Raw genomic sequence first — 16,231 nt, 5'->3', positions numbered from 1 at the left:
GTTTATTTTTCTTTTAAATAATCAGCAGCCCAAGCAACAGTTTCGGTTAGAGAAAGAATTTTGCTTTCTTTTTGGTGGCGCAGTTTCATTTCGACACCGCCTGCTTTTTTGGATTTTTCTCCAACAGTTATCCGAATGGGAAATCCGACTAAATCGGCATCTTTAAATTTAATTCCAGGTCTTTCATCTCGGTCATCTAATAAGGAATCAATACCGTGATTGCTTAATTCTTTTTGTAAAATTTCTGCATCAGCGAGTAAGGTTTGGTCTAATAGCGTAATAACAACGGGAAAAGGCGCGATAGCGGTAGGCCAAAGGATGCCATTATCGTCATGATTTTGTTCAATCACAGCCTGCAAAGAGCGTGTGACACCGATTCCGTAGCAACCCATGACCATGAGTTGACTTTTTCCTTGAGCATCTAAAAAGTTAGCGCCAAGCGCTTCGCTATATTTTGTTCCGAGTTTAAAAACGTGGCCGACTTCAATAGCGCGTTGAATAGCTAATGGTTTTCCTTCCAAAGATTTTTCGCCTTCAAGGACAGTTCTTAGAGAGCAAAAACGATCTACAGAAATATCACGAACAACGTCGACATTTTTGAGATGAAATCCATCTTCATTAGCGCCCGTGACCATGCCTTTTTGGTTTTGAAGCGTTTCATCAGCAAAAATTTGATGAATTTGTTTTTTGATATTGCCCGTTGCACCTAAACTTCCCGGATTAGCGCCTAGCGCTTGTTGAATTTCTTGGGCGGTCGCAGGTCGGTATTCATTGAAACCAAGTGCGCCAACTTTGGCTTCATTCAAAGAATGATCACCACGAATTAAGAAAATATTTAATTTTTCATCACAAAGATAAACTAAAGTTTTGATTTGATCACGAGCTGCGACGGCATGTTTTTGAGTTAAATCTTCAATCGTTACAACATCGGGAGTTGCGAATTTTTCGAGAGATAAAGATTGCGTGGGATTATCGCGAGGGTGGGCCAGGCTGACTGCTTTTTCAATAGCCGCTGCATAGGAAGCGTCTTCAGTAAAAACAATTTCACTTTCGCCAACAGAGCAAGGGACGGAAAATTCGTGCGAAAAACTTCCTCCCATGACGCCTGTGTCAGCTTCCACCACCATCGCTTTTAGCCCTATGCGGGCAAAAATTCGTTCATAAGCTTGATACATTTTTTGATAGGAAACCGTGGCCGCCTCGTCCGTGGCATCAAAACTATAAGCATCTTTCATGCTGAACTCTTTAGCGCGCATCAAACCAAAGCGGGGACGAATTTCATTACGAAACTTGGTTTGGATTTGGTAAAACGTTTTAGGCAAATGACGGTAAGAATTGAGGTTGGTGGCAACGAGATCGGTAATGACTTCTTCATGAGTTGGGCCCAAGACCAATTCGGATTCCTCCTCTTTTTTTTCTTCGAAACCTTGTGCGCGAAACATGACCGGTTTTGCCGCGACATAGCGTGGGCCACGCTTCCAAAGTTCTACAGGTTGCAAAGCCGGCATGAGCAATTCTTGAGCGCCAGCGCGATTCATTTCTTCGCGGGTAATGGTTTCAATTTTTCTTAACACGCGAAGTCCTAATGGCAAAAAGGTATAAATGCCACCCGCTAACTTTCGCGCTAAGCCTGCGCGCAAAAGTAAACGATGGCTTGCAATTTCGGCATCCGCCGGAGCTTCACGCAAGGTGGGAATAAGGAGTTGTGACCAACGCATATTAAAATAGGCATTAAGAATTAGGAATTAAGCATTAAGAAGTCAAACCTCATCCTTTCTACTTCTCACTTCTCACTTTTAATTTCTTACTTTAAATTGAGTCGTGCTTCAAAAAGTAAAAAACATCCTCAGCTTTGTTCGTTTTTCGCACACTGTTTTTGCTTTGCCTTTTGCTTTGGTGGCAATGTTGGTGGCAGCAAATGGATTGCCAGCATTTTCGGTTATTATTTGGATTTTAGTGTGCTTGGTTTCTGCTCGAACAGCAGCGATGGCTTTTAATCGGTGCGCAGATTGGGAGTGGGATAAACAGAATCCTCGCACGGAAGGGAGACATCGCTTGGTTTCAAAACGATGGGCGCGGGTATTGGTCTGTAGCGCATTGTTGATTTTTGTTTTCGGAACTTGGCGATTGAATTTATTATGTCTTTTACTTTCGCCTGTGGCAGTTTTTTTGATTTTTTTTTATTCGTTAACCAAACGTTTTACGGCTTTTTCTCATTTTTTTTTAGGCTTAGCTCTTGCGACTGCTCCGATGGGGGCTTGGGCAGGTGTGACGGGTTCTTTATTAACTTGGCAGCCTTGGATTTTGTCTTTGGCCGTTTTGTTGTGGGTTTTTGGCTTTGATTTGATTTATGCCACCCAGGACACGGTTTTTGATAAAAAGGCGGGACTTTATTCTTTTCCCGTGCGTTATGGTAATCTAGCTGCGTTTCGATTGGCTCAATTTTTGCATGGGTTAGCTTGGGCCACTCTTGCGGGTTTCGGTTTGCTTTCTGACTTGGGTTGGAGATATTGGATAGGATGGAGTTTGATCGGTATGGCTTTATGGTTTGAACATAGTTTGGCACGTAGTGGCGATGTGAAAAAAATTAATTTAGCTTTTTTTCAAGTCAACGCGTTCGTGGGTTGTGTTTTATTGTTGAGCGTTATTTTTGAATTATGGAAAAGTTGATTCGACAGGCGGGTTTGGAAAAAGTGGCGGAGAAGATTTTTTCTCAACAACGTTTAAATCCCGAAGAAGCGTTGCAATTATACGATTGCAATGATCTTCAAGTTTTAGGTTTTTTAGCGAACGCAGTGCGGGTTAGAAAAAATGGCAATATTGCGACTTATCTCAAAAATCGTTACATTAATTATTCCAATATTTGCATTTTGAGTTGTCAATTTTGCTCTTTTGCTCGGAAAAAGCGTGAGCCAGGCGCTTTTGAATATGCCATTGATGAAATGGTCAAGATGGCTGAAGAAGCTGTAAAAGAAGGAGCGACGGAATTGCATATTGTGGGTGGGCTGCATCCCACTTTATCTTGGAATTATTATTTGGAAATGTTGCGTGCTTTAAAATCGGTTTCTTTTGAGTTGCATTTAAAAATCTTTACAGCAATCGAGATTCGTCATTTGGCGGAGCGGGTAGCCAAAAAATCGATTCGCGAAACTTTAGCAATTCTGCGTGAGCATGGTTTGGGTTCGTTAACGGGCGGAGGAGCAGAAATTTTTGATCCTGTGATTCGTGATAAGATTTGTCGTGGGAAGGAGACGGCTGAAGAATGGTTGGAGGTGCATCGTATTTGGCATGAAATGGAGGGGCGCAGTACGTGTACGATGTTATATGGTCATGTGGAAAATAAAAAGCAGCGTGTTGATCATTTACATCGACTGCGTCGACTTCAAGATGAAACGGGCGGGTTTACAGGATTTATTCCATTGCCTTTTCAACCTGAGGATAATGAGTTGTCGTATGTGCAAAAAACTTCAGGTTACGAAGATCTGAAAAATTTGGCGGTGTGTCGTCTTTATTTGGATAATATTCCGCATGTCACGGCTTATTGGATTGGGTTTGGCGTTTCTTTAGCGCAAGTGGCATTAAGTTATGGGGCTGATGATTTGCATGGAACCATTATGGAAGAAAAAATTTTTCATATGGCTGGTGCGTCGAGTCCCCAGGCATTGACGGAAAGTAAATTAAGGCAATTGATTCAAGAAACGGGTCGAGAGCCGCGTCAACGCGATAGTTTTTATCGGTTAGTGGGAAGGGAACCGAACAAAGAAGTTGTTGCCGCGTGAAAGCTCGTGTTGGATCCGTCCCTTATTTAAATGCCAAACCTTTAACCGAAGGGTTGGATGCGGTGATTTATGAAGTGCCTTCGCGTCTGGCTGAGTGTTTGAGAAGGGGAGAGTTGGATGCCGCTCTGGTTCCAATTTTGGAAGTGTTGGAATGGCCCAATTATGAGATAGTGGAAGGATGCGCCATTGGCAGTGAGCGGGAGGTGAAATCTGTTTTTTTAACTTATCCTTTGCATGAAAAAGTTCGTATCGCTACGGATATTGAATCGAAAACTTCTGTAGCACTGGCAAAAATTATACTGGAAAAAGATTTGAATTTTAAGGCGCAATGGGTCGAACCGGAAGAAAAGTTTGAAGCGCAACTCATGATTGGTGATCGAGCTTTAAATTTTCGCAAAAATTATCCGCAAACGCCTGTTTTGGATTTGGCGCAGGCTTGGTATCAAAAACGTCAACTTCCTTTTGTGTTTGCGGTTTGGGCAATTCGTTCTGAATTTCAAGAAAAACAAGCGTTGGCAGAAAGATTAAGAGAGACAAAAGAAAAAGGAGTCAAACAGGTCGAGAAATATACGGCAAGTATTGAGGAAGAAATTTATTTAAAGAAAAATATTTCTTACGAGTTGGGAGTGCTTGAAAAAAAGGCAATTTTGCGATTTCAAGAAGAGCTATTATCGTTAGGATTAATAAAAGAACGTTTGGCTTTGCATTGGTTATGATTGCGTCAATTACCGAGATTCGAGATAAAGTGCTAGCGGGCGATCGCATCACTGTTTCTGAAGCGCGATCGCTCTATGATTTGTCTTTGCCGGAGTTGGGTTTTTTGGCCTCGGAAAGAAAACGTCAAAAAAAAGAAAACGCTTATGAAGGTCGCGGCGATCGCATTGTGACTTATATTATTGATCGCAATATTAATTATACCAATGTTTGTAATGTCTACTGTAAATTTTGCGCTTTTTATCGCACGGAAAAAGACGATGACCATTATGTGTTAAGCCCGGAACAAATCGGCGAAAAAATTCAGGAACTAGTTGAAATCGGGGGAACACAAATTTTGATGCAGGGCGGACATCATCCCAAATTAAATTTGGATTATTATCTGGATTTATTGCGTTATATTAAAACACATTTTCCTGCGATTAATATTCATGGTTTTTCACCGCCGGAATTTAATCATTTTGCCGAAGTGTTCCAGTTGCCATTAGAAGAGGTCATTCGTTTGTTCAAAGAAGCGGGTTTGGGTTCGATTCCGGGCGGTGGTGGCGAAATTTTGGTGGATCGTGTGCGACAACGTATTGCGCCATTAAAATGTGATTCAGAGAATTGGTTGCGCGTGATGGATATTGCGCATGGGTTAGGATTGAATTCCAGTGCGACTATGATGTTCGGTCATGTGGAAACGGTTGAAGATCGTTTGGAGCATTTGGCTAAGCTACGAGATCAACAAGATAAAACGGGTGGTTTTACAGCATTTATTTGTTGGACCTTTCAACCGGATCATACCAAATTGAAAGCGCAACCTGTGGGTTCTCACGAATATCTTCGCATGCAAGCTTTGAGCCGAATTTTCCTCGATAATTTTGATAACGTTCAATCCTCTTGGGTCACGCAAGGACCGCAGATTGGTCAAATTGCGTTACAATTTGGCGCCAACGATTTTGGGTCAGTGATGATGGAAGAAAATGTGGTTTCGAGTGCGGGCACCACATTTCGCTTAAACGCAGATGAAATGAAACGGTTAATTAGCGAAATGGATTACGAACCGCATCAACGCGATAATTGGTATCGATTGCTGAATTAGACTTGCCTCGTGGAGAATTGCCATTCATAACGTTGCTTTATGAGTTCGACACCTAAAAAAGAAGCTGCAGTCCATTTGGAAGATCTGGAAGGAAGTTTTTTCTGGGAAAAATATAAGTTATGGATTATTGCACTTATTTTTGTCGGATTGGCTGCTGCTATTTTTTATACTTATGCGCGTGTGACTAAGGCGTCGCTCAATACCAAGGCACAGCAATTTTTTGATGTACAAGAAACTACGGAAGATTTGCAAAAGGTAGTGGATCAATATCCGGGCACACCGGCTTCGGCTCAGGCGTTGCTTTTTATGGGTGGAAAATTTTACTACGATCAAAAATGGGATAAAGCAATCAATGCTTATACAAAATTTTTGCAGCTTTTTCCTCAGCACGATTTTGCGCCAAATGCCTTGATGGGGTTGGGAGCCGTTTATGAAGCAAAGGGAGAATTAGACTTGGCGTTGGCTCAATACAAAAAGGTATTTGAACAATTTCCTCAATCGTATCGGGCGGCGGAAGCGCGCCTGGCGGTAGGTCAGGTTTATGAAAGGCAAGGAATGAAAGCACAGGCTAAACAAACGTATGAAAGCATTCCCGCTGCTTACCCCCAGAGCGTGTGGCGCAATTTTGCGGCAGAACAGCTCAAGCGATTGGAATCCGAAAAAAAATCGAGTTAAAGTTTTTTAGAATTTTTATCGGTTGTAGTAATAAAATATTTTCTTAATTGGCTCATAGGATTTTCTAATCCATACCACGATAATGCAGCAACACTCCAAGTGGCAAAACAAAGAATCACGGCTTGTATCCATTCGTATTTAGGTAGTGCTGAAAGTAGTGGAGTTAAGAAAGGTTTAAGACCTGCTAAAATAAGAACGTGATAAAGATAAATGCCGTAACTCATTCTTCCCATAGAAACCAAAACAGGATTGGCTAAACATTTGCCCAACCATCCGGAAAAACCGTCGACGGCATAAGCTAAAAAACAGGCTAAGGCCAGGGCTTCTAAAGTTTCTTTCATTGCAATGAGCGGAGTTTCGGGATTGCCGCCTCTTAAAAAATGAGCGGTTACAATGCAAAGAATGGCTGCCGCAACCGCTCCTTTAGATTTAATCCAGAAATGATAGCGGGTTGGTTGCCAAGTTTGTTTGGCGTAGCTAATCATGGCGCCAATTACCAGCGAATCGAGACAGCCAAAGGGTAAAACCCAGCGCGTAATTAAAGGAATTTCCCATGTGATGCAAGTCGCGCGGAAGATTAAAGCGCTTAAGACAAAGCCAATCATAGTTGCCCACAAATAAGTTCGTGAAACAATTAAAATGATACAAGGCCATAACAAGTAAAATTGTTCTTGCACAGCAATGGACCAAAAATGTGAAACCATTGGAGGCCATTCGCCACGTAGGGAAATCCAAAAATTGGTCAAAAAAGTTAATGGCCATATCAATGACCCTTGCACTTGAGGAAAACCCAGAATCACACCCAAAGCGATCGCAACATAATAAGCCGGTAGAATACGGAGAAAGCGACGCGCATAAAAATCAGTAAAGGCACTTGTTAATAGAAGAGAGCGAGCCTCTATTTTTTTTCTTAATCCTAAAAGTGTGTGGGTAATCAGATAACCGCTCATCACAAAAAAAAGTCTGACACCTAAAAGACCCAAATGCAAAAACTCGGCCACAGGAGTGTAATTGTGATCTAACAGGATCACTAAGACAGCGACTGCTCGCAAACCATCCAGTTGAGGTTGATAACGCGAGCGAGGGATGACTCCTAAAGAAGCCTCAGTTTGAGAGGGAACCATAAATTAAAAATTGGACGATGTCTTTTGAGATAGTAAATCAGGACGTTTTGCCTGCGTTCTTAAGCGAGCTTGTTCTACGCGCCATTGTGCAATGGCTGCGTGATGGCCGGAAAGTAAAATTTCTGGAACGTGATGATCACGAAAATTGGGAGGGCGGGTATAATGCGGATATTCCAAAAGCGCTTGCGAATAGGATTCTTCACTCGCTGATTGCTCGTCGCCCAAGACGCCAGGAATCAGGCGTGTCACCGCATCAATGACTACTGCAGCAGCTAAAGCGCCGTTAGTAATCACGTAATCGCCTAAAGAAATTTCATCGGTGGCAAGATGCTGTCGAACTCGCTCATCTACTCCTTCGTAATGACCACAGATTAGCAGGAAGCGAGGCAGCTTTGATAATTCGGAAGCCTTAGCTTGATCAAAAGGTTTGCCTTGAGGACATAATAAAATGCGTGGCACTTCGGAGAATGCTTTGCCCAGAATTGTTTCCACAGCATCAAAAATCGGTTCGCAACGCATCACCATACCAGCGCCACCCCCATAAGGTTTATCATCGACTGTGCCATGTTTATCGATAGCAAATTGGCGCAGTTGGTGTAGTTGTAATTTTAAATGACCAGCCGTTTGGGCTCGTTTCATCATGCTGGCATCCAAAGCACCATACACGATTTCAGGAAAAAGAGTTACGACATCGACCTGAATCATATTTTTATTTTTTAGCGCAAGAAATCTGGGAGACGAGTTAATTTATGAAGAGGAAACTTTTTTCAATTCAGGAAGAAGCAAGGCTGCGCCTAACGCCATTAAACTGGCTGCCATCAGAGCAATGATTGGAGGGGTGAATTGAGGTAAAAGTGCGAAGGCTACAAATGGAGCAATCATTCCACGAATACCTGTGAAGAAAGTGTGAACGGACATATATTCTGCAGCATGTTGCGGTGGAGCGAGTTTGATAACCCATAAGCTCCAACCGATATCGCCACCTGCTTGGGCGATGCCAAAAATAGCGGCGCCAATTACCAAAGCTGTTACGTCGTGAATCAAATAAAAAGTAAGAGTCGAAGCAATAAAACAGAAACTTAAAATAAACCGAAGTTTGAGAAAGGGTAAGCGATCAAACCATCGCCCCCAAAGTGGGCTAGTAGATAAGCGTGTAAAATTAGGAATCACACCAACTAAAAGTGCGACCATAAAGGCGCTAAGTTTTAAACCGTATTTGGCGTTGGCCAGATATTCCACACGTAGGGGCAGGATCATTAAATTGCCAAAACCCATCAGCATCCAACTCATTAAAGTGCGTCGAAAAATAGTGTCTTGTTTTAAAAAACGCATGGCTGCTAAAGGATGAAAAGTTGCCGATTGTCGTAAAGGCGAAGAGGGGCATTGGCGAAGACAAAAACTCGCAAAAGCAAAAGCTGCAGCAAAGAAGAGTAGTAGCCAACGAAATCGATCTAAAGCGCCTTCCAAAAATCGTCCGCCTAAATAACTGAAAATCATGGCTGATAAAACGCGAATGGAAAAAGTGATAGAAAAAAGGCGGCCTTGTGATCCTTGAGGATAGTTGTCTTGATAAACCTGAGTCATTAAAGGAACCGCCGACGAACCGCAAGCCATTGCTAACGTGGAAGCGATCACGTATAAAGGCAGCGTGGGGAAGAGCGCTGCGAGCAAAAAATTGAAACTGCTTAATGCAGCGAGATAGGAAGCCACGCGCGAAGTTTTTTCTTGTGATTGCGCTGTAAAGGAAAGAATAAGAGGCGAAAAGAAAAGACCAATATTAATTCCGGTTGCCAAAATGCCTTTGGCCCAAGCATTGGCTTCGAAATGGCGAACAGCAATTAAAAGAAGAAAAGTAGAGCCGGCTGTTTCAATCGCGCCACTAGAAAGCGCTCGCCATTTTTCCCAAAAATAAGTTTTTTCCGTCACATTCATGAAAAAACTTATAATGTGATTTGTTGATTGGAATAATGCCCGGATTTTAGCCGTTTAGGTTGAGTAGTGGGATTGGTGATGGTCACATGACCTTCAAAACAGACGCCTGGCTCAAACCGAATCGGACCGCGAAGAGTTAAGCTTTGGCATTGTTTTAAAGAAGGCGCGCCAGAGAAAAAATAAGCATCAAAATGGTCAATCATTTGGTAATAATCTTTATCGAGCGTGATCACAGGCAGTCTTCCTTTACAAGCGTTATTCAGTTTTAATTGATAGAAAGAATCTACCTCATAAAGATCAGAACGCAAAATTAAGAGATCAGAAGTGGTTTTTACCGGGGCAAATCGAGACCTCGGCACAACGATAGCGTTGGCTTGAGGAAAACATTCCATGGCTGCACCAACCGCAGTTTCTAGCTGTATGACAATGGGTGATGCTTTATCTTTAGGATCGAGTGTTTTACGGTTTTGGATAAAAGGCAGTGGTAAGAAGCCGCCTTGTTGTTCGAGTTGATCGCGCAGAGCCAAAAGATTCACCCACAAATTGTTAGTATTAAAAAAAGCATGACGTTCAATATCTTGAAAAAAAGCGAGATCGGTTTGAGGGCATTGAGCTAATTCTCGCAAACGTAACCCACCCGTTTTTTGATCGCGACATAAATGACCGCCTTTTCGATCAATTTCAGTTCGTGGTGTCACCTCCATCAAAAAGGGAAGCTGGCTTTGAGCGAAATACTTTAGCAATTTTAAATCAAGTGTAGCGCCAATATTGTCCGCATTGGAAATAAAAAGATAACGAAATCCTTTTTCAATCCATTCATTTAATCGTCCCGAATCCCACAACACAGCATACAAATCGCCATGTCCCGGCGGACACCATTCCAAATCAGGATGAGATAAAGATTGAGCAGGGTGAAAAGTGGTTGCATCAATTTTAGGCACTTTATTTTGCATGAGTTCCAGCTTTGTGAAATCGCCTAATTCAGGATATTTTTTAAGAAAAGCTAAAGTGTCAGCACTCGTGCTAAAACTGTTCAAAAATTGTAAGCCAGCAGAAACGCCATAAACTTTTTTTAAAGCAAGAAATTGTTGAACGATAAAATCCAAAAAAGTTTCTTTTTCTTTAATAGGAAGAAGCGATTTTGCCTGGGCTAATCCCATGCTCGTTCCCAAACCGCCGTTTAATTTGAGAATAACCGTTTGAGGCAAAAGTTCTTTAGCTGATTGCGATTCATCCAATTTTTCCCAGCGGGGGAGCGAACCGATTGCTTGCAAGGAATTTTCAGGAATAAAACCGGTTTGGCCTTCTAAAAGAAGAAAAAAATTACGACGAAATGTAGCGATGGCTGAAGCGCGAACGCCTGCCACCTGCATTTTTTTTTCAAACGCTAAAAATAAAGTTTCGGAATCCATTTGTCGAAGTGCCTAATTATAAAAGTGAAATTTTAAAATCCCAGCGCATAAAACATTGCTTTAACTCGCGTTGACCAAGGTGTTCCATAAGGGCAGAGAATGAGAAGATGCACCCAAGCCGCATAACCTTGAGTGAGAAGGGTAGTTGCGACTCGACCCCAACTCCAACGGAGTTGACGATCGCTACTCGGATCTTTCCCGTTCCAATGCCAGAATTCTACGCACACGCAAACAGCTAACCCTTGCATCAAAAAATAAGCGCTATAAAGCCAGACCATATCATTGCCCACCGTCAAATAACGAGAGCCGATCCAGCCTGTGTGTAAAATCAAAGCGCTTGCTAAAAAAGTAAGTAAAATGTTGCGGTAAACATGACGTGTTCGTCCGCCTAAAGGAAAATAAACCTGTTTAAGTAACAAGCGACGATTATAAATCGCCCAGCGTCTCCATAACTCTACCGGATTCCATGCGAGCAATGCCCAACGGTAGTTATAAAATAAATTTAACCCGAAAAATCGTGCCAAACACACCACCACATCTGCGGTAGCGGAAAGCCATAAAGCATAATGAATATAAGTAAAACTCAGCATGATCCAGATTTCCCATCGAGACAATCCAAACCATTTTTCGGGAAAAGTTTCTACAGGCCATTGTTTATATAAAAAACCGTCACCGTAATAATGAATGAGTTTAATGGCTGCCGCTTTGCAGGCCACTAACCCTAAGGCCTGCCAGGCTGCGCGGTAAGGGATAGCATTTTGCTGGCGATCTGCAAAGTCGGATGGCGCCATATTAATGGGATTCAAAGGATTGGAAGGGAAAAGAAAATAGCCTAACCATTGCGAGAAAGAAAAGGGTTGGATGCGTTCATTACGCTTTTCGCGCCAGTAATAAAGACCGCCTAGAAAAAGAAATGCCAAAGCCGAAGCATCGAGCCAGCTGTGCCAAGCGGGTTGACGGTAGGCCACATAAAAAATGAATTTAGGCCAGAAGAAAATAAAAAGAAATCCGAACAACAAAACGAGGCCTCGTCGATTACGCACAAAATAAATAACGCTCACTGCGCCTAACCAATAAAAGAAAAATTTGGGATTGCGCAAAAACCAGACAGCGCAGCCCGTGCTGATCCATATTTTCAACCGATGCGTTGGCCAATTAGCATTGATAAAAGCGCCAACACCCAAAGCTACAAAAACCGTTTGATTTTCATGCATGCCTAATGAGGCCGCAATCCAATAAAGCCCAACTAACGCGGGGACAATCTGAAGTAAGGGAAGAAAAAATGAGAGATTCAAAAGTTTTTGTCATGGTGCTAAAGCTTATTGTGGAAAATGGAAGACAAAAAACTCTTAATCATCGGTTGCGGCTACGTGGGGCAAGCAGTGGCTAAATTTTTTCTTGAAAAAAACTGGAAAGTAACCGGCTGGATTCACACCGAAAATTCAGCTGAAATTTTGCAATCTTTAGGGGTTCGACCCTATGTAGGCGATGTTGCTAAAGAGGAAAGTTGGCAACAGTTTGTGACCCATTTTCAACCTTCTTCATTTTCTGCAGCGCTTTATTGCGCCGCTGCTGGGCGAGGGGAAGCTCAAATTTATGAGCAAGTTTATCGGCGAGGTATGATTCATGCCATGAACTATCTTTCCGAAAAAAATTTTCTTATCTTTACCTCGTCGACTTCAGTTTATCCGCAAAATCAGGGTGAATGGGTGACAGAACAAAGCGAAGCAAATCCTCAAACGGAAACGGGCAACATTTTGCGCGCGACCGAGCAACAAGTTTTAACGCGTCAAGGCGCGGTTTTGAGATTAGCGGGCATTTATGGTCCGAATCGTATGCGCATGATATCGAACATCAAACAATCGCTTCAGCAAAATCAAGAAATGCCGAATCGTTGGATCAACCACATTCATCGCGACGACATTGTCACAGCAATCGATTGCTTAATCCAAAAACAAAAAAGAGGCATTTTTAATGGATGCGATAATGAGCCAGTGCCTTTGCATCAAATTATCGCATGGTGCGCCGATCAATGGCAAATGCCGATTCCTTCCTGGATCCAGCTCGCTCCCGAACCTTCCACCCATAAGCGCGTGAACAACACCAAAATGCGTCAACTCGGCTGGCAACCTGCCTATCCCACTTATCGTGAGGGTTATGTTTGCTTGCCGGATAACTAAATTTTTTTTATGAATAATAATATGAGTATTTTAGTAGCGGGTTCGGTGGCGTTGGATTCAGTGAAGACGCCGTTGGAAAATCATGATCGTATGTTAGGCGGGTCGGCTTCTTATGCGGCGGTGGCGGCCAGTTTTTTTTCGCCGGTTAAGATGGTGGGGATTGTGGGTGAAGATTTTCCTGTGGATTATTTGGAGCTTTTTGAGAGGCGGGGTGTGGATTTATTAGGGTTGCAACGCGCTAAGGGTAAGACTTTCGCTTGGTCGGGGGAGTATGAATGGGATTTGAATATTCGTCGCACGTTGTCGGTGGAGTTGAATGTGTTTGAGAAATTTAGGCCGGATTTGCCGGAGGGTTATCGCGAAACGCCTTATGTTTTGTTGGGCAATATTGCGCCTGCTTTGCAGTTGCATGTGTTGGATCAAGTTCCGCAGCCGCGATTTGTTGTGGCGGATACGATGGATTTGTGGATTCAAACGGCGCAGGAGGATTTGAAGGCGTTATTGAAACGGGTCGATATGTTGATTTTGAATGACGGCGAAGCGCGCGAGTTGACGAAGCAAACCAGTTTGATTAAAGCGGGTTGGCAGTTGCAGCAGATGGGACCGCGTTATGTGGCGATTAAAAAGGGTGAGCATGGTTGCTTGCTTTTTGGGCAGGGCGAATTTTTTTCTGCTCCAGCTTATCCCTTGGAAGACATTCATGATCCGACGGGCGCTGGCGATTGTTTTGCAGGGGGATTACTGGGTTTTTTGGCGACGAACGATTCGTTTTCTTTTGCTGAGCTGAAACGAGCGGTGATTTTTGGCAGTGTGTTAGCTTCGTTTAATGTGGAGGCGTTTAGTTTAGGGCGTTTGCAAACGTTGACCCAATCTGAAATTCAGGAGCGGTTTAAAAAGTTCCGAGAATTAAGCGAGTTTGGTTTGTGATAGGCACGTTGGCAAGCGGTGCGCTTGCCCTACAACAATTAAAGTGAAATTATCGCCAGGTGGAAACCAGGTCGCTGCGTTTCATTTTTTCCGGTGTTACGGCAGCGCCTTGTGACCATAGCGCGACATTGCCGGAGATATCATCGTCTGGTTTAAGTTCGGCAGGCATGTTTTGGCCAATGGCATTTTGATCGATGAGATTGTCGTAATTGAAGTCGAGGATGATGTAAAAAGGACGTTTCCAGGCATCAACGAGTTCGTGAGAGCTTATGGAGCCGTTTTTAAAATCTTTGGCTTGAAAATCGCAGAAAGGAATGCGTCGAGGATTTAATCGAATGGCTTCGGCATCGTCATCTTTTGCTCCGGATAAAGTGTTGACGAGGGTTTTGAATTCCTGGCTGTCGGAGCGATATTCTTCGTCGGAAGAAGCCGAACCGATATCTGGTAGACGTCCGTATTCGGTCATGTAAGCAGTAATGCCAATTTTGATAGTGTTGAGCAAGCTGGCGGTTTGTGTTTTGCGCGCGGCATTTTTGGCAGCGGTGAGAGCCGGGAATCCGAGACCGGCTAGGATGGCGATAATGGAAATGACGATTAGGAGTTCAACAAGGGTAAAGGCGCGTTGCGGGTGAGAACGGTTGGAGATGATTTGCATAAGTTAAGTTTGGATAGGAGTGGGCGAGAAGGCAAATTATTTTTCTAACTCTTTTTCCAAGCGTTCGGCGAGCCATTGCTTGATCATGCTTTGGTAGTTGAGATAGCGTTGGCGGGCTAATCTTTTCAAGCGAGCGAGCATGCGAGGATCTAAACGCAAGGTGATGAGGGTGGAATCGGTGGATTCAGGATTGTAAAGTGATTCTTTGATGAGGGCAGGTTCCAGTTCTGTATCTATCCAGTATTGTTGTTCTTCTTTTAGTGAAGTGAAGGTTGGTACTTGATTCCATTTTTTTAGACGTTGTGTGGGAGTGTGGCTCATAAAACCTCGCGCAGTTTGCGTTCGTAATAATGATTTTCTGATTCGCTAAGCCGGCGAGTTGTTAAGATACGAAGTTGTTTTCCGTTTGTGGTATAGACTATGAACCAACCGTTTTGCGCAGTGTCTTTACCGAGACAAAAAAAGCGGTGATGATCTTTTGCCAAAGGCTCTTCTGGCATGAGTTTGAGGTTAAACGGATCTTCAAAGCATTCTTCGATTTGTTGTCGGTTTTGTGCCGAAAGCGCGGGAACCAGACTCCAGTCGAATTCCATAATGAGTGAGTTAAGAAAGTTTATGTGAGATGGGTGGTTTCATGTTGAAGGAAGGAATTTTAGTCATGATTTTTTCGCCTTCTTCGGTGGTGCCGAAATAAGCGCCTTCGGCAATGCTAGGGGTATCGATCAAATGGAAACTGTGATAGCTGAACGTTTCACCAGGTTCCAGGTGAGGATTGACTCCGACCACGCCATCGCCTTCTACCACTAATTTTTCGCCTTGTTCATTAGTGACTACCCACTTACGTGCCTGAATGGTAATCGTTTCCTGGCTTTTATTGTGAATGGAAAGATCGTAGCGAAAAGCAAAGGGTTTATCTGGTGGCGTATCGGCTTCAGGAATGTGAATGACGCTATCGACCGTAACATAAAGTCCGGGCAATTCTCGGAGTGTGTTTATCATGGTTTGTTAAAGGTAAGAGATTTTTAAAACTTAGACAACTCTAACTCAAACTTCGATCAGCTTAGATAATTATGATCCAAGCATAATAAGGCAGCCACTGACTAAAATGCCTACTCCTGCCCATCGCGTGAGTAAAATGGAGCGTCCGAATAAAAGAGGCAACATGAGTCCGATGCCATGAAGACTGGCTGTTGCCAAGAGAAAGCCCAGACCATAATTCAAACCCGAGTAGCCTATAGGAATTTCAAGGCCGTGAGCGTAGCCATGCATCCAGCCAGAAATTCCAACAATTAATAGGGAAACAGAAATAGGCAAAGGTTTTGCTAACATGAGCAAAAGTCCTAATAAAATGACTGAAGCTAAAATGCCGTCCTCCAGTAAGGGTAGAGGAATTTGTTTTGAGCCCCAAAATCCTCCCGCCATCATACTCGCAAGAAATGCGCAAGGTAGTTGCCATAAAGCCGATTGTCCCAGTTGCACGGCCCATAGTCCGATGGCTAGCATGACTAAAAGATGGTCTAAACCGAGGAAGGGATGTGTGAATCCTTGAGGGAAACTATGAACAGTATGGAGTGGGTGAGCTTGTGCAAGTGCAGGAGTTATTAAGCAACTGGCGAGAATGAGGATGATTCGTTTGTGCATAGGTAAGTTCTTGTGGTTTCAGTTTTTTTCATCATTACATTTAGTCGAGGGTTGTCAAGAAGGTAAGAATGGCAGGAGTTGAAGTTGAATTAGAGAGTTAAGATTCTT

18 protein-coding genes are annotated in these 16,231 nt (G+C 43.1%); 7 read left to right on the top strand and 11 right to left on the bottom strand.

Features of this window, described 5'->3' with window-relative positions:
* Positions 1–2 precede the first annotated feature (2 nt).
* A complete protein-coding gene (locus K1X66_00170) occupies positions 3–1,718 on the bottom strand; it encodes a proline--tRNA ligase (GenBank protein MBX7156788.1) in 1,716 nt (571 codons plus the stop codon).
* Between the two features lie 103 nt (positions 1,719–1,821).
* Here K1X66_00170 and ubiA point away from each other — a divergent pair, with 103 nt between their 5' ends.
* Genes ubiA through K1X66_00145 form a run of 5 tightly spaced genes read left to right on the top strand, consistent with a single transcriptional unit; the run spans position 1,822 to position 6,252 of the window.
* The gene (gene ubiA, locus K1X66_00165) at positions 1,822–2,670 is read left to right on the top strand and encodes a putative 4-hydroxybenzoate polyprenyltransferase (protein ID MBX7156787.1); all 849 of its coding nucleotides are present in this window, start codon (positions 1,822–1,824) and stop codon (positions 2,668–2,670) included.
* The gene (gene mqnE, locus K1X66_00160; protein MBX7156786.1) at positions 2,658–3,779 is read left to right on the top strand and encodes an aminofutalosine synthase MqnE; all 1,122 of its coding nucleotides are present in this window, start codon (positions 2,658–2,660) and stop codon (positions 3,777–3,779) included. The genes ubiA and mqnE overlap by 13 nt, the downstream gene beginning before the upstream one ends.
* Positions 3,776–4,495, top strand: a complete 720-nt coding sequence (locus tag K1X66_00155) for a menaquinone biosynthesis protein (protein ID MBX7156785.1) — start codon at positions 3,776–3,778, stop codon at positions 4,493–4,495. The genes mqnE and K1X66_00155 overlap by 4 nt, the downstream gene beginning before the upstream one ends.
* A complete protein-coding gene (mqnC, locus tag K1X66_00150; protein MBX7156784.1) occupies positions 4,492–5,577 on the top strand; it encodes a dehypoxanthine futalosine cyclase in 1,086 nt (361 codons plus the stop codon). The genes K1X66_00155 and mqnC overlap by 4 nt, the downstream gene beginning before the upstream one ends.
* A gap of 39 nt (positions 5,578–5,616) precedes the next feature.
* A complete protein-coding gene (locus K1X66_00145; GenBank protein MBX7156783.1) occupies positions 5,617–6,252 on the top strand; it encodes a tetratricopeptide repeat protein in 636 nt (211 codons plus the stop codon).
* Here K1X66_00145 and K1X66_00140 read toward each other — a convergent pair.
* Genes K1X66_00140 through K1X66_00120 form a run of 5 tightly spaced genes read right to left on the bottom strand, consistent with a single transcriptional unit; the run spans position 6,249 to position 12,015 of the window.
* Positions 6,249–7,376, bottom strand: coding sequence for an acyltransferase (locus tag K1X66_00140; protein MBX7156782.1), 1,128 nt, complete (start codon positions 7,374–7,376; stop codon positions 6,249–6,251). The two genes, K1X66_00145 and K1X66_00140, sit on opposite strands and share 4 nt — an antisense overlap.
* A gap of 3 nt (positions 7,377–7,379) precedes the next feature.
* The gene (gene trmD, locus K1X66_00135) at positions 7,380–8,078 is read right to left on the bottom strand and encodes a tRNA (guanosine(37)-N1)-methyltransferase TrmD (GenBank protein MBX7156781.1); all 699 of its coding nucleotides are present in this window, start codon (positions 8,076–8,078) and stop codon (positions 7,380–7,382) included.
* Positions 8,079–8,123: 45 nt separating this feature from the next.
* The gene (locus tag K1X66_00130) at positions 8,124–9,308 is read right to left on the bottom strand and encodes an MFS transporter (protein MBX7156780.1); all 1,185 of its coding nucleotides are present in this window, start codon (positions 9,306–9,308) and stop codon (positions 8,124–8,126) included.
* Positions 9,309–9,316: 8 nt separating this feature from the next.
* Positions 9,317–10,720 (bottom strand): UTP--glucose-1-phosphate uridylyltransferase, encoded by a 1,404-nt coding sequence (locus K1X66_00125; protein MBX7156779.1) that lies wholly within the window; start codon positions 10,718–10,720, stop codon positions 9,317–9,319.
* 32 nt (positions 10,721–10,752) lie between these two features.
* Positions 10,753–12,015, bottom strand: coding sequence for a hypothetical protein (locus K1X66_00120; GenBank protein MBX7156778.1), 1,263 nt, complete (start codon positions 12,013–12,015; stop codon positions 10,753–10,755).
* Positions 12,016–12,051: 36 nt separating this feature from the next.
* Here K1X66_00120 and K1X66_00115 point away from each other — a divergent pair, with 36 nt between their 5' ends.
* Positions 12,052–12,900 carry an SDR family oxidoreductase gene (locus tag K1X66_00115; protein ID MBX7156777.1) on the top strand — a complete coding sequence of 283 codons (849 nt, stop codon included), beginning with the start codon at positions 12,052–12,054 and terminating at the stop codon, positions 12,898–12,900.
* Between the two features lie 21 nt (positions 12,901–12,921).
* Positions 12,922–13,827 (top strand): sugar kinase, encoded by a 906-nt coding sequence (locus K1X66_00110; protein ID MBX7156776.1) that lies wholly within the window; start codon positions 12,922–12,924, stop codon positions 13,825–13,827.
* Positions 13,828–13,876: 49 nt separating this feature from the next.
* Here the strand turns inward: K1X66_00110 and K1X66_00105 are convergent, their stop codons facing one another.
* The 5 genes from K1X66_00105 to K1X66_00085 all read right to left on the bottom strand — a co-directional run bounded on the left by K1X66_00105 (position 13,877) and on the right by K1X66_00085 (position 16,123).
* The gene (locus tag K1X66_00105; protein ID MBX7156775.1) at positions 13,877–14,482 is read right to left on the bottom strand and encodes a type II secretion system GspH family protein; all 606 of its coding nucleotides are present in this window, start codon (positions 14,480–14,482) and stop codon (positions 13,877–13,879) included.
* A 36-nt stretch (positions 14,483–14,518) separates the two neighbouring features.
* Complete coding sequence (locus K1X66_00100; protein MBX7156774.1) at positions 14,519–14,803, bottom strand: BrnA antitoxin family protein; 285 nt, start codon at positions 14,801–14,803, stop codon at positions 14,519–14,521.
* Positions 14,800–15,075, bottom strand: coding sequence for a hypothetical protein (locus K1X66_00095; GenBank protein MBX7156773.1), 276 nt, complete (start codon positions 15,073–15,075; stop codon positions 14,800–14,802). Before K1X66_00095 ends, K1X66_00100 begins: the two co-directional genes overlap by 4 nt.
* A 10-nt stretch (positions 15,076–15,085) precedes the next feature.
* Complete coding sequence (locus tag K1X66_00090) at positions 15,086–15,481, bottom strand: ApaG domain (protein ID MBX7156772.1); 396 nt, start codon at positions 15,479–15,481, stop codon at positions 15,086–15,088.
* 69 nt (positions 15,482–15,550) lie between these two features.
* Positions 15,551–16,123, bottom strand: a complete 573-nt coding sequence (locus K1X66_00085) for a HupE/UreJ family protein (GenBank protein ID MBX7156771.1) — start codon at positions 16,121–16,123, stop codon at positions 15,551–15,553.
* Positions 16,124–16,231 lie beyond the last annotated feature (108 nt).

Source organism: Verrucomicrobiia bacterium (genome assembly GCA_019694135.1).
Taxonomy (GTDB): Bacteria; Verrucomicrobiota; Verrucomicrobiia; order JADLBR01; family JAIBCM01; genus JAIBCM01.
Note: the sequence above shows the minus strand (reverse complement) of the source record. Positions and strands in the feature narration are given on the sequence as shown.